The organism is Acinetobacter sp. RW6, assembly GCF_041956835.1.
In the GTDB taxonomy this organism is placed as follows: Bacteria; Pseudomonadota; Gammaproteobacteria; order Pseudomonadales; family Moraxellaceae; genus Acinetobacter; species Acinetobacter calcoaceticus.
The window spans coordinates 1,004,176-1,017,972 of record NZ_CP167121.1 but is presented as its reverse complement, the minus strand read 5'-3'; the positions used below and the strand labels follow the sequence as shown (position 1 = coordinate 1,017,972).

Sequence of the window (13,797 nt, the reverse complement as noted above, 5' to 3'; positions counted from 1 at the left end):
TATTTCATGTGTGCCTCTTTAAAGAGATGTTTGCTTACCGTTAATATTCAATGAAATATTATATTTATGATCCGTTTGAAATTTAAAATCAGGGCTAATATTAAAATTTCTTGCTTTGCCAGCAAGAATATAACCATTCACAGTATTTACTTTAATCGGATAGCTTTTATTTGCTGTCACATCAACAAGCGTTAAATTATTTAAAAGAGCATGTCGATTGCCAACATTGCTAATCATAAGAGAAGAATTATTTTGCTCTTGTTGAATTGACCAAGTAAGTTTAGTAATTGCATCTTTATTTACGACAAATAGAGGCAATGACGAACGTAGTAGTACGTTAATCCCTTGATCCGCTTTACGGTTATCAATTGGTTTTGGTAGTTCATCAATAATAATACGGTATGTTTGCTCACCAGAAACTGGTGCTGGATTAATTCTAACTACACGTAAGTTATAAGAATCATTAGGTTGTAATTTTAAAAACGGGGGGCTAACCGCGATCTCATCTGTTGGTATGAGTTGATCTTGCCCGGCATTTTGGCGCCATTCAAATACACGTACCTGCAAATCAGTGCTTTCATTTGACTGGTTATATAAACTGATTGAGGACGCCGATTGATCATTTAATATTTCAATACTTACAGGCGAAAGACGAATTGATGCAGCGTTCAGCATACTAGGCAAAAATAACAATAAACTTGTAATAACAAAGATATTTTTTTTCATGATTTGCCCAGAACTACTTTTCTCAAATTAGACTAGCTCTCTCAATCAAGAGCTAGCAATGACACAATAAAACTTATTAAAACTTAATAAGTCACTGTTACAGTTACAGTGTCAACATAGCTACCTGCACTTGGCAAAGTTGAGCCAGCAGGGATACGACCATAGACGTTAACTGCTTGTGGCGCACCAGTACCAGTACCACTATATGCAGTCGTTGAAATACCAATTGCTGTTGCACGGTTAGTGTCAGAGAAGAGGTTGTAAGGAATAAATTCGTTGCTTGTTGCGCCACCAATCATACGACGTTGGGTCGTTTGAGCATTTTTGCCGGCATCAAAAGCCAAAGTCCATGGCACAGTGTTGTTACATAAAACTTTGATGGCCGTACCACCTGTCGTTGTAGTGTCTGCATCGACGTTGCTAGCAAGAGAACTTAAAGTACCAAAATCTAAAACTGCGTTAGCTGTTGTACCTGTAGCTGAAGTATTCAATACACAGCTATTTGTAATTGTTGCTTTAACAGTCAAGGTACCTGTTGCTGTTGCAGCATTTGCGGCAGTGATAGACATTAAACCCATAGCAATTGCTGGTAAACAAATGAGAGACTTTTTCATGGTAAAAAACCTTTTTTACATTACGCCAATAAAATTAATAGATGTAAAAACTAGCCTTCCCCATCACAATCACTAGCTTTTCTGATTGTTTTTTCAAAGCATTATTTTTTTACTCTACTGACCGCAAATAATACAAAAAAACAACAAAAACACTAACATAAGTTTCATTTTAAATATCAATTAATAATTCAACTTCTGATGAATTTCTCAATTAGAAGAATTTTTATGTTTTATTACACTTTTTATATGAATTTTCGATACTTCTATTCAGCTTTTATTAGTTTTACTAAAAAAATGATAGCTTTTCATTAGTTAAAATTTACCATAACTTTTAATATTTTATAATTTTTGAACCTTTGGTCAAAAAAACAAGAACAAAAAGTAAGCTACTGATTGTTCTATATATTTTAAATGAATAAGAAAATAATATTTTATGAATAAGAAATCTAAGTAATTTATAGCAGTTCTAGGATTTTTTTTAAATTTTCAGTAATTAAAACAACTTATCACCTACCAAAAGAAGTTAGCATTAACTTAACTATTTCTAAAAATTAGATGAAAAAATAAGCCAAGAAATCCACCAACCATAGCAAAACCTAACTGTATATAAGCTTTGCCATACCAAGCCAGTTCCCTAAATTGATAGTCTGCACTGCTAGTGTTGATCACAAACATATTCCTAATATCCCAACTATGAAATCCTTTGGGTCTTTCAGCAAAAAAATCTAAAATAGGTGTAAATCCTAAAACAAATACAATGCCAAGTAAGGGATAAACGATACAACCCGGAAAAATAGGATTATTCTTTCGTTCCATAGAGTCAAAGATGATAGCCGCAGCTACTAACAAACTTTGTATTAGAACGACTCTTTTAAAAGTATCTAAATCAAAACCTAAATAGAACATTAAAGTTAAGAAAAAGACTCCTGTTAGAAGAATAGAGCATATTAATAATTTCCAATTCATTTCAGTCCTTAAATAATTTTTAGAATCTTATATAGTTGTAGTAATGTCTTTTAAAAAATATTATTTCAATTTATTTATATTAGCAAAAAACAATTAAATAGCACAGCCTTAATTAAATCAAAAATGTACAAATAAAATTCAAATATTTTTTATTTTTAAATAAATCTAAATTTACATTTAGTTTATATATAGGTTTTGAAAAATGATTTAACAAAATATATTTTTTAGTACAGCTAAACATTTATAAAACACATTAATTTTATAATTAATTTCAATTCTAAAAGCTTCAGATTAAATATTATTTATAGTCAAAATACTTTCTATTTAAAAATATATTTCTAAATCGAGCGAACCTTTGCATGTACTCTTTCTTGTCCCCCTAAAACTAACAATTCCATACTTGTAGTTTTACTTGCTTCTTGGCAAGGTATGTGCCAGTAAAACATTAGGAATTTGTTCCAATATGGCGAGTCCAGCACAAATCATTCGACATAAATTTCTCAATACATTCTTTTCACGCCATTCTCTCTGGTTCTTATGTATTTTTACTGCACTCAGCATTACATGGTTTCGCACCGTATATACCCCTCATAGTATCTATTATTTTATTTCAGATACTCTACTTAACGGTTTATGGGTACTCACGGGTGCTCTAAGCTTGTTAGGCCTTTATGATGTTTTGCAGAATAAACATTCAATTTTAAGAAACTACCCAATTATGGGGCATTTCCGTTTTTTGTTTGAAGATATACGCCCAGAAATTCGTCAATACTTTATTGAAGCGGATCAAGATGCTCTGCCTTTTTCTCGTATGCAAAGAAGTCTAGTTTATCAACGCGCTAAAAATGAAAATGCAGATAAACCTTTTGGTTCAATCATTGACGTTTATCAAGAAAACTATCGCTTTATTGTCCACTCAATAAGCCCTTGCCCACCAGCAGATCCAAAGAGTTTCCGTATTCAGGTTGGTAATGCCCAATGCCTTCAACCTTATAGCGCGTCAATTATGAACATCTCTGCCATGAGCTTTGGTAGTTTAAGTGCCAACGCAATTCGTGCGTTAAATAAAGGTGCACAGTTAGGTGGTTTTTATCATGATACTGGCGAAGGTAGTTTAAGCCCTTACCATCTAGAAAATGGCGGTGATATTGTTTGGCAAATTGCCAGTGGTTATTTTGGTTGCCGTACCCTAGACGGAAAATTTGATGAGCAAAAGTTTGCTAAACAATCTCAATTACCACAGATCAAGATGATTGAGCTGAAGCTTTCCCAAGGTGCAAAACCGGGCCATGGCGGTATTTTACCTAAACATAAAATTACCGCAGAAATTGCCGAAATCCGTGGCGTTTCGCGCGATCATGACTGTATTTCTCCTGCAAAGCATTCTAGTTTTTCTACCCCAATTGAAATGATGCATTTCTTACAGAAGTTGCGCACATTATCTGGCGGTAAACCAGTTGGTTTTAAACTGTGTATTGGTCAGCCTTGGCAATTTATGAGTATTGTTAAAGCAATGCTTGAAACAAAAATTGTTCCTGATTTTATTGTTGTTGATGGTTCTGAAGGCGGTACAGGCGCAGCACCAATTGAGTTTAGCGATAATATTGGTACGCCATTACGTGAAGGCTTGCGTTTTGTCCATAACACACTTGTCGGTGCCGGGCTAAGAGATCAAGTTAAGATCGGTGCGAGTGGTAAAATCATTAGTGCTTTCGATATTGCCAGTACTTTTGCACTAGGTGCAGATTGGGTTAACTCAGCACGTGGTTTCATGTTTGCTGTTGGATGTATTCAGGCACAAAGCTGTCACACTAACCAATGCCCTGTAGGTGTTGCAACCCAAGATAAAGACCGCCAAAAAGCCATTGATGTACCGACCAAATCAGAACGGGTATTTAATTTTCATAAAAATACCTTGCATGCTTTGTCAGAAATGATTGCTGCGGCTGGTTTACGCCATCCTTCAGATATTAAAGCCCATCATTTGGCTCAGCGAGTAAATGATCGTGAAATTAAGAACTATGCTCAATTGCATTTTTTCTTAAAAGAAGGTGAACTTTTACAATCTGAACTTAATAATGACGATGATAATTTTTATTATCGAATGTGGAATATGGCTGATGCCAATCATTTTTAATTGATATTAATTCTTATAAGTTGAGCATTACATTTATAGTGTGATGCTCTTCCATATTTAAAACTAATATGTGATTTTTAATTAAATCCCACTCTCCTTTTAATTTGTATTTAATCGATTTTTCACCTAATATAAAAGTATAAATAACGTACATATTTTAATTTTATTTAATAAAAACTTTTCAATGCTTATAACAAGAAGGTATCTCATCATGTTGAAAAAAACATTCATCTCTTCTTTTGTTGCACTGACGGTAGGCTTAAGTAGCTATGCTGTTGCTTGTACACGCGCTGTATATTTAGGCAATAACCAACATATTATTACTGCTCGTTCGATGGACTGGAAAGTTGATACGGGTACAAATTTATGGATTATGCCAAGCGGGGTTACCCGTGATGGTAGTGCAGGCTCCAATTCAATAAAATGGACATCTAAATATGGAAGTGTGATTGCTACAGGTTATGAAGTTTCCACAACAGATGGCATGAATGAAGCTGGATTGGTTGCTAATGTCTTATGGTTAGTTGAATCTAAATACCCCGATGTAAAAAAATCTAATAAGCCACTACTCAGCATTGCTGCTTGGGCACAATATGTACTGGATAATTTCGCAACCGTTGATGAGGCCGTTAAAGCCCTTGAAAAAGAACCTTATACAATTATTACAGATAGTGTTCCAGGTGAATCAAGGCTTACCACCCTGCATTTATCTATTTCTGACAAAACAGGTGATAGCGCAATTATTGAATATATTGACGGAAAGCAGATTATTCACCATAGTCGCAGCTATCAAGTCATGACTAACTCACCTACTTTCGATAAGCAACTCGCACTTGCCGAATATTGGAAACAAATTGGTGGAACGATCATGCTTCCTGGTACAAACCGAGCATCTGATCGCTTTGCACGTGCATCATTTTATATTAATGCAATTCCTAAAAATGATGATAGTAAACAGGCTCAAGCCTCTGTATTTAGTGTGATTCGAAATGCATCTGTTCCCTATGGACTAAATACTCAAGAAGAACCTAATATCTCTTCGACTCGCTGGCGAACTGTAGCTGATCATAAACAGCTGCTCTATTTTTTCGAGTCTGCCCTATCACCAAATGTGTTTTGGGTTGACTTAAAAAAGATTAATTTTAAAGATGGTAAAACGCGTAGACTTGATTTAGGGCCCGATCAAAGTCATATATATGCAGGTGATGCTACTTCTTCCTTTAAAATTGCAAAACCATTTGTATTTTTAAGCCCAACTACACGTTAATTTATGTCAAAATTATTGGCCTTAACATAAATAATATTAAACATACTATCTTGGAATTTATATGATGAAGAAATCTCTACTCTTATTGGGTTCTTGTCTACTTACAACGGCTTGCAGCACCGCACAATTTGGTACAGATAAAGCAACAGCTCCTACAGTAGTAAAGACAGCTGGTCAGCTCAACTGTTTACCAACTGAATTATGTCCTAGTTTGCTCGTTAAATGGAACGAGAATCAAAAAGATCAGCTCCGCGTAGATGTTCATTTAAGTAGTAGTTATAACTTTTATGATATTAACGAGTTAATATTTGATATTGATGGGAAGCGATTTACTTATCAGCCCGCTCAAGCGACTGAAAAAACGAATGTAAGTCGATTAGTGCCTAAACATTCAACTACGTTCTTTATTATTCCAAGCCAATTCTTAAAAGAGTTTAAAAATGCTCAAAATGTAAATGTTTTGATAAAAACGGATAAAGGAACGATTGAACGCAATATGTATAGTCCACAAAAACAATCTTCAGTTTATAAAAACTTTATGCAGCTTTATCAAAATTCAAAATAAAGCAGATAGATTAAGCCATGCATCTATCCAGAATTATTGGATAGATGCATTATTTTTTAATAATAAAAATGTTTTGGTTTCGCATGTAAAAAGGCTGGAATCAGTCCTGTTAAAGCCGCACGTATATCTGCACGTTCATTAATTAATTGATGTGAACCTTCTTCAAGCATTAATAGCGTTTGAAGCCTAAATTTACGACGAATAAATTCAATGTTGTAACGCCAGTCTACAGTCTGATCGAGAGCGCCTTGTGCAAGCCACACGGGAATACGACAAGCGGGCCGTTCTTCCATTTCCTGCATCCATTTTGACATTGCTAAAATCCAATCCATCCCCATCATTCGGGGTTGCAATGGATCTTTTAAGCGAACAAAACGCAAGAATTCAGGATTATGATTATTACGTCTAAAGTGTCTTGGTACTTGGCGCTTAATACGACGAATAATGCCCAACCCGACCGGATTATGCCACCATGCGGTTTTTGCAGGGCGAATCAAAGGAGAAAGTAATAAGACTCTATCTACAATTGGATCTTGGCGTTTTTCAGCATATTCTAATAAATGATGCATCCAAATTGCCCCGCCCGTGCTTTGCCCAATTCCAACCCAAGGTTTAGGCAACTGATCTGCATGTTTGACATATTGATAAACAGCCATCAAAACTTGTTGATAGTGATCAAAATTTTGAATACTTGCTGGTGAACCATTGCTCAAACCATGCCCTGGTAAGTCATAGGTAATGACACTAAAGCCTTGTTCAAGAATTTCACGAATGATGGGCTGATAAATACCGCTATGCTCAAGATAGCCATGTAACAAACAGACGGTACCTTGTATTTTGTCTATTTTAGGTTTGAAAACCTGCACATGTAAGCGAAATAAAGGCATTTGAACATAACCCTGCCAATGGTCACATTCAAGTAAATGCAAACCATACAATTTGCGGTAGGCCAGCAAATCTCGCGATGGTTCTTCTAGTGTATTTAAATTGAGTGGGCTTAAAACCTGTGGCGTAAGATCACGGTTGGGAACCGGCAAATCTAATTGTTTTAATACGGCAGGATTGAGAAATGGGATATCTGACATTAAGGTACCTCTCGACAATCACTTGAGCCAAACAACATGTCGCGAATTGTCGCAAGTAATTCATAATTCGCACGGCGGCTATGATCGTAATTTTGCACACTTGGTTGCCAGCGTGTAAGTGGTGTTGGCATCGGAGCTACAACAGGAATCGTTTCTATACCATTTAAGGCAAATAGTCGACGTGTACGCGGCATATGATATTCATCAGTAACCAACATAACCGTCGGAGCGCCCCCTTTCTTCTGAAGCAACAGAGAGCTAAATCGTGTATTTTCACAAGTATTCATACTACGTTTTTCTAATAGTTTTGCTTCAACGCCGCGCTCTTTTAACCAAGTTTGCATATAAGGTGCTTCAACACCGCTAAGCACAATAGGAAGATGACTTTGTTTTTCAATTTCTAAAGTTTTTTCTAAGCGTAAGCGCGTGTAGCCATTAACCACAATATCTTTACCATTTTTATCTAAAGTTAATCCGCCACCCAATACAACAATTGCATAAGGTTCTGATAACTTTTTAGGTTGCACTGGTAATGGATTTTTACGCACATATTCGATTTTCTGTTCAGGTTCACTAATAGCTTGTTGATGCTCTGGTACCACAGGTTTTCTTGCTAAAAACTCAGTATATTGCTCTGTAAGTGCTTTATTTTCCGAACTATTAATAAAGAGAGCTTCATCAATGGGAGCACTTGCTTCATCGGCAGCATCAATTTCTGAGTTTTTAACCACTAAAGGAACCGTTACAGAAGCGGCTGCCTCTGAATCTTGTTCCTTTTCTTCTAAAAGAATAATTTGCTGCAAAGCTTTATAGTTTTCTTGAAGATAGGTCAGATCAGTTGTCTTTTTTTCACGTAAAGCTTTTTCGGTCAGCTTTAAATATGCTTGACGAGCAATCCATAGATTTGAGCCTGGTTCTAAATTGTCATGCTCACTTAATGCAGCCTGTCTCTGGCTTTCAGCAGCGACTTGATTAACATCAACCGGTACAAAATAATTAAGTCCAGCTACAATTAATTTTGAATAAAACGGCGAATATAAAAAAACCACGAAACAGCCTAATAGTAAAAATAGCGCGGTGACTACTTGTACTAAACGTACCATTAAGTGTACTTGTGGCATAAAACTATTCCGTATGATTTTCAATTAAACCTAAACTGTTATAAAGCACAGGCTCTGGTTCTAACATAATATGGAAACGCTGATCAACATCATGTTGTACAGCCTGATAAGTTTTCTTTACATCAGTAAGAGATGCATTGGCATAATTCACCAAAACCAATGCCTGTTTGTGAAACATACCCACCATATCAAGTTGTTTACCTTTCCAACCCACCTGATCAATTAACCATCCTGCTGCAATTTTAACGTTTCCACTGGCTTGAGGATAATGTGGAATTGTTGAGAATTGTGTGACTAAGCGCTCAAATTCTTGAGGATTAACTATCGGATTTTTAAAGAAACTTCCCACATTTGGATATTCTTTTGGATCAGGTAACTTACTTTGACGAATATGAATGACTTGATTTTGTAAGTTCTCGGCAGTCTGATTATCTCCAACTGCTTGCTTCAAATCACCATAGTTAAGCTTTAAATGGGGATGTTTAAGCAATTTAAAAGTCACATGCGTAATGATGTAGCGGTTCGGATCATCTTTAAAAATGCTATGACGATAAGCGAAATGGCAGTCTGCTTCTAAAATTGTCTGAGTTTCTTTTAATTTACGGTCATACACTTGTACCGATTCAATAAACTCACCTACTTCTACCCCATAAGCACCAATATTTTGTACTGGTGAAGCACCAACTAAGCCTGGAATAAGTGCGAGATTTTGCAAGCCAAACCAATTTTGCTGAGTACTGTATAAAACGAAATCATGCCAGACTTGGCCTGCACCGACATTAACTCGAACAAAGTCATCATCGTTAGATAAAACTTCGACACCTTGAATATCTAGATGAATAACCAACGCATTGATCTGTTGCGGCAGTAGCATATTACTACCGCCCGATAATACAAGTACATTTAAATTATGCTGTTCAGCAAAACCCAGAGCTTCCTCAATATCCTGAATAGTTTGAACTTTGGTGTAGTGAGACGCTGTTGCATCTAAACTCAAAGTATTGAATGGCTTAAGCTGTACCTGATTTTGAATTTGCATTGTATTGAAAAACCTATTCTTAAACATTCAATTGTTTTTTTAAAATATTAATCCATGCCAAACTACTGGACTCGCATTGATTGAGTACACGTTCAAAGCCCTCAGCTCCGCCATAATAAGGGTCAGGCAAGGCTTGTTGTGGATATTCAGGATCATGCTCGCTCATTAAAGCTACTTTTGCACGGATTTGATGAGTCCCAAACTGAGAAACCGCACTTTGTAGCATGTCATGAATATCATTAAAGTTTTGATGATCCATTGCCAAAATTAAATCAAACTCTAAAAAGTCTTGAGTTGAAAGCTGTCTTGCACGTAAAGAAGATAAGTTATAGCCTCTTTTTTTAGCGTGCAGCTGACTACGCTGATCTGGTGCTTTATTTGGATGATAATTACTCGTTCCAGCAGAATCGACAATTACATTAAGTTGATGTGCATCACAATAATGTCTAAAAACCACTTCAGCCGTGGGAGAACGGCAAATATTTCCTAAACATACACATAACACCTTATATTGTGTTTCCATTAGAAATTACTTCCAAATATTTGAATTACATAGAAATAAATATGGTGCATGCAACATCCTGACAAAACTATAAATTATTGTCAGAATTGAATTGACCATTGTGACGTGTTGCATTTTGTCAAAACTCACATGGCTTGAAAAGGAAAATAATGTTTATCAATAGATTAAAAGTTGATAAATCACTCGACAAACGATCTGATCTTCTAATTTTTAAGAAAATAATAAAGCCCCCATCAGAGGGCTTTTACACAAAGGAATAACTTTTTTATATTATTTTTTCTATTCATTTCACTTTTCGTTTAGAACTAAAAAAGCCACTCGAAAGTGGCTGGTGAGGAGTCTTTTAATTTAATGGACTTTTTACAAAGCTACTCCACAAATATCTTTGGTACCAGTTGGATAACTTTGTGTAATTTTCGATTTATCAAGTAAGAACTCAATAGAAACATCTTTATTCACGTCAGTTGCTGCTAAATCAGAGAAATTAGAAGTTAATGAAAAATACAGGTTATCTAATTTAGAAGGGAATGTCGCAAAATAACCTTTGTTAACCCCATTAAAAACTAAACCAACTTGATTAGAGTTCTGATTAATATAGATACCAATCTTTTGGTAACCATCAGAAGTAACTTCTGGAGCTAAATTAAATCCATTAGAAACTAATGCACTATCATTTGATGTAGTTTGGATATAAAAGTTATTAGTTGTAGGTCCATGTTGATAAGCAACAATAAAATTCACAGCTTTACCATTCTGCATAATACCTGCTGATAAAGCTGGGAAAATATTTACATAACCCGTATTACCTAGTGTAGGAACTTTGATTCTATATTCAAAAGCTATAATCCCAGTAGTTGGTATTGCTTTATCCCCTCTGGTATATAGCATTGCAGATGAGTCATTTGCTGCTAAAAACCGTGAAAGATAATCTTGACTATAAGCCATATAAATCGGACTTTGCTGAGAAGTCTTATAGGAAAACTTATTTCCTGTAATAGTTGGAAATTTCTGTGCAGAAGCACTTAAGGATTGTAACTGAGTTAATGTTGCATCAAAGCTATATGTACACTCAGCAAAAGCACTACTTATTCCACTGAAACCCATTATTGTTGCTAAAATTATCTTTTTCACGTCGTTACCCTGTTTTTATTTTGAACATTCAGTATAAACAGGTCTCTAAATAATTTAATTAAATCCGACAGATGACAGAAATATATGTGATCTAATTAATAATACCACCCGAAAGTGGTTAACTATTTTGTATATCATCTTTGGCTTTCTTGACTTCTTTAATTACGTCAATAATTGTCTTTCACCTATGAGATTAAGGATCTATAGGGCTATAGCCCTATAGTATCATCACTACAACTACGGCAATCAATGCGAATGCTAAAGTCTCTATAATTATAGGTTCATAAAATTTTTAAATAGTTATGTAAAAAAAGCCCAATATTATGGGCTTTTAAGTAAAACTTGGATAAAAATCATTTATTTTTAAAAAGTTTATCCGTCATTTTTCTATCAACTTTACTACGATGTCCATTTTCAAAGTATCGATCAACGTGACATAGTTTTGTCTTAGTATCACAGAACACACCATTTGAGAGTGTGAATGCAGAAGTATCAAAATCACCTTGAGAGAATGCTTTGTTCGCTTTGTTAGTTCCTAAGTATTTGGCTGTAAGTTTTTTAGATACACCTTTCTTGTCAGCGCAGATATATTTGTCACAAATTACACCATTTTTAGGTGAATAGACGCTAGAGCTGGTTTTCGCCATTGCTGCTGAGCTAAGCATTAAACAAGTACATCCAATAAGACTAAGTACAGTTTTAGAAATTTTCACTTTTGAACCGAATAAAATTATAAATTGTTTGGTCATTATATGAATTAGTAGCCTTCAGGAAAATCTACCGAACAGTATAAATAACAAAAAGCCCACCTTTCCATAAACGTTTAAATACCTTGCGGATCTCCGCCTACCTTCCCCCCTCTACCATATGAAAGTAGTGCTTATCTCATACAACACTCAACATAATCACTTCAGAACTACTTTATTTTAAAGTGTCTTATGCTAAGTTACTTAAAGATTGAATCCTAAAGAACCCTTCTACAATAATGTTCAAAAATAAGGAAATAACGTATATGAGCCATTTTCAATTTCAAACCGTTCCAAATATCATCTCAGGCTTAGGCTCTATACAAGAATTACAGAATGTTTTGTCATCAAAAGCTTACCGTAAGTTGTTACTTGTCACCGATGCAGGCATGATCAAAAATCAATTACATCTTCCCATCATTCAAATTTTAGATACGCTTAATATTGAACATGTCATTTATGCCGATGTTCAGGCTGACCCTCCAGAACAAGTGGTATTAGATGCAGCCAATTATGCAAAACAGCAAAATGTAGACGCCATTATTGGTTTTGGTGGTGGCAGTTCTTTAGATGTTGCAAAAGTAATTGCCTTGCTCGCACACCCCAACCAGACTCAAAGCTTGCAAGACATGTATGGCGTAAATCAGGTAACCACAGCTCGCCTTCCGCTTATCTTAATTCCAACTACAGCTGGTACAGGCTCAGAAGTCACTCCAATTTCAATTGTGACCACGGGCGAGACAACAAAAATGGGGATTGTCTCTCCGGTACTGTATGCAGATACCGCTATTTTAGATGCCACGTTTACACAAAATCTTCCAGCTCATATTACTGCCGCAACAGGTATTGATGCGATGGTGCATGCCATTGAGGCATATACCTCTAAGCATAAAAAGAATATTTATACTGATATTTTAGCCAAAAATGCTTTGAAGTTACTGAACCATAACTTACCGAAAGTTCTTAAAAACGGTAATGACCTAGAAGCAAGGCAAAACATGCTGTTCGCCTCGATGCTTGCAGGTCAAGCATTTGCAAATTCACCCGTTGCCGCTGTACATGCTTTAGCTTACCCACTTGGCGGACATTTTCATTTATCGCATGGCCACACCAATGCGCTAGTGTTGGTTGAAGTATTAAAATTTAATGCACCAAATGCAAAAAAATACTATGCGGAACTGATGCAATGGCTAGATCCATATAGTAATGGCAGCACTGATGGTTTGTGTGATCTGTTTATTGACCATATGCAGAATCATTTAGATCGTAGTGGTTTGGTCTTAAAACTTAGAGATTTGGATATTGAAGAGTCTAGTCTACCTAAGCTTGCTCAAGATGCCATGTTGCAAACCCGCTTGCTACAAAATAACCCTCGTGACATGACAGAAGCTGCTGCTTTGGCAATTTATCAGGCGATTCATTAATGACTAAACCAGTTTTAAAAACCCGCGATCAATTTAAGTTCTTTTTAGATATTCAAACCCGATGGGCAGATAACGATATCTATGGTCATGTTAACAATGTCACCTACTATAGCTACTTTGATACGGCAGCAAATGCCTTACTCATTCAAAAAACAGGTTTTGATATTCATCAATCACAATCAATTGGCTTAGTGGTCGATTCAGCTTGTAGTTTTTTCCAAGAGTTATCTTTTCCCGAAATTATTCAAGTAGGTGTTGCGATTGGTAAAATCGGTAACACTTCACTGCGCTATGAACTGGCCATCTTTAAACAAGGCCAAGAGCAAGCCTCAGCTCAAGGACATTTTGTGCATGTCTTTGTTGATCGCGAAACGCGTAAGACCCTTCCAATTTCTGAATCTACTCGTGACGTTTTAGAGAAATTTTTATTATAAAAAATGAGGCAAAAAGAAA

14 protein-coding genes are annotated in these 13,797 nt (G+C 35.7%); 5 read left to right on the top strand and 9 right to left on the bottom strand.

Translation table 11 applies throughout. The features are described from left to right. Positions 1-18: 18 nt before the first annotated feature. The 3 genes from ACB088_RS04750 to ACB088_RS04740 form a co-directional block, all read right to left on the bottom strand. A complete protein-coding gene (locus ACB088_RS04750; protein WP_375038161.1) occupies positions 19-726 on the bottom strand; it encodes a molecular chaperone in 708 nt (235 codons plus the stop codon). A gap of 83 nt (positions 727-809) precedes the next feature. After that, the gene (locus ACB088_RS04745; RefSeq protein ID WP_017392181.1) at positions 810-1,340 is read right to left on the bottom strand and encodes a spore coat U domain-containing protein; all 531 of its coding nucleotides are present in this window, start codon (positions 1,338-1,340) and stop codon (positions 810-812) included. A gap of 534 nt (positions 1,341-1,874) precedes the next feature. Beyond that, positions 1,875-2,306, bottom strand: a complete 432-nt coding sequence (locus ACB088_RS04740; protein WP_375038160.1) for a hypothetical protein — start codon at positions 2,304-2,306, stop codon at positions 1,875-1,877. 463 nt (positions 2,307-2,769) lie between these two features. Here ACB088_RS04740 and ACB088_RS04735 point away from each other — a divergent pair, with 463 nt between their 5' ends. From ACB088_RS04735 to ACB088_RS04725, 3 genes are all read left to right on the top strand, one after another. After that, positions 2,770-4,443 carry an FMN-binding glutamate synthase family protein gene (locus tag ACB088_RS04735; RefSeq protein WP_056480816.1) on the top strand — a complete coding sequence of 558 codons (1,674 nt, stop codon included), beginning with the start codon at positions 2,770-2,772 and terminating at the stop codon, positions 4,441-4,443. Between the two features lie 211 nt (positions 4,444-4,654). After that, positions 4,655-5,710, top strand: a complete 1,056-nt coding sequence (locus ACB088_RS04730) for a linear amide C-N hydrolase (RefSeq protein ID WP_375038159.1) — start codon at positions 4,655-4,657, stop codon at positions 5,708-5,710. A 61-nt stretch (positions 5,711-5,771) separates the two neighbouring features. Further along, a complete protein-coding gene (locus tag ACB088_RS04725) occupies positions 5,772-6,275 on the top strand; it encodes a hypothetical protein (RefSeq protein ID WP_375038158.1) in 504 nt (167 codons plus the stop codon). A gap of 56 nt (positions 6,276-6,331) precedes the next feature. Here ACB088_RS04725 and ACB088_RS04720 read toward each other — a convergent pair whose 3' ends face one another. From ACB088_RS04720 to ACB088_RS04695, 6 genes are all read right to left on the bottom strand, one after another. Then, positions 6,332-7,360, bottom strand: coding sequence for an alpha/beta hydrolase (locus ACB088_RS04720; RefSeq protein ID WP_092706969.1), 1,029 nt, complete (start codon positions 7,358-7,360; stop codon positions 6,332-6,334). Beyond that, positions 7,360-8,481 carry a YdcF family protein gene (locus tag ACB088_RS04715; RefSeq protein ID WP_375038157.1) on the bottom strand — a complete coding sequence of 374 codons (1,122 nt, stop codon included), beginning with the start codon at positions 8,479-8,481 and terminating at the stop codon, positions 7,360-7,362. The genes ACB088_RS04720 and ACB088_RS04715 overlap by 1 nt, the downstream gene beginning before the upstream one ends. A 4-nt stretch (positions 8,482-8,485) precedes the next feature. Beyond that, positions 8,486-9,520, bottom strand: a complete 1,035-nt coding sequence (gene murB, locus ACB088_RS04710) for a UDP-N-acetylmuramate dehydrogenase (protein WP_375038156.1) — start codon at positions 9,518-9,520, stop codon at positions 8,486-8,488. Positions 9,521-9,539: 19 nt separating this feature from the next. Then, positions 9,540-10,043 (bottom strand): low molecular weight protein-tyrosine-phosphatase, encoded by a 504-nt coding sequence (locus ACB088_RS04705; RefSeq protein WP_375038155.1) that lies wholly within the window; start codon positions 10,041-10,043, stop codon positions 9,540-9,542. Positions 10,044-10,403: 360 nt separating this feature from the next. After that, entirely contained in the window at positions 10,404-11,174 is a 771-nt protein-coding gene (locus ACB088_RS04700; protein ID WP_375038154.1) for a DUF4882 family protein, read from the bottom strand. Positions 11,175-11,527: 353 nt separating this feature from the next. Further along, positions 11,528-11,839: a YcgJ family protein gene (locus ACB088_RS04695; protein WP_209734273.1), complete on the bottom strand. Its 312-nt coding sequence runs from the start codon at positions 11,837-11,839 to the stop codon at positions 11,528-11,530. A gap of 347 nt (positions 11,840-12,186) precedes the next feature. Here ACB088_RS04695 and ACB088_RS04690 point away from each other — a divergent pair, with 347 nt between their 5' ends. Continuing rightward, positions 12,187-13,344 carry an iron-containing alcohol dehydrogenase gene (locus ACB088_RS04690; RefSeq protein ID WP_375038153.1) on the top strand — a complete coding sequence of 386 codons (1,158 nt, stop codon included), beginning with the start codon at positions 12,187-12,189 and terminating at the stop codon, positions 13,342-13,344. Next, a complete protein-coding gene (locus tag ACB088_RS04685; protein WP_375038152.1) occupies positions 13,344-13,778 on the top strand; it encodes an acyl-CoA thioesterase in 435 nt (144 codons plus the stop codon). Before ACB088_RS04690 ends, ACB088_RS04685 begins: the two co-directional genes overlap by 1 nt. Positions 13,779-13,797: the final 19 nt, after the last annotated feature.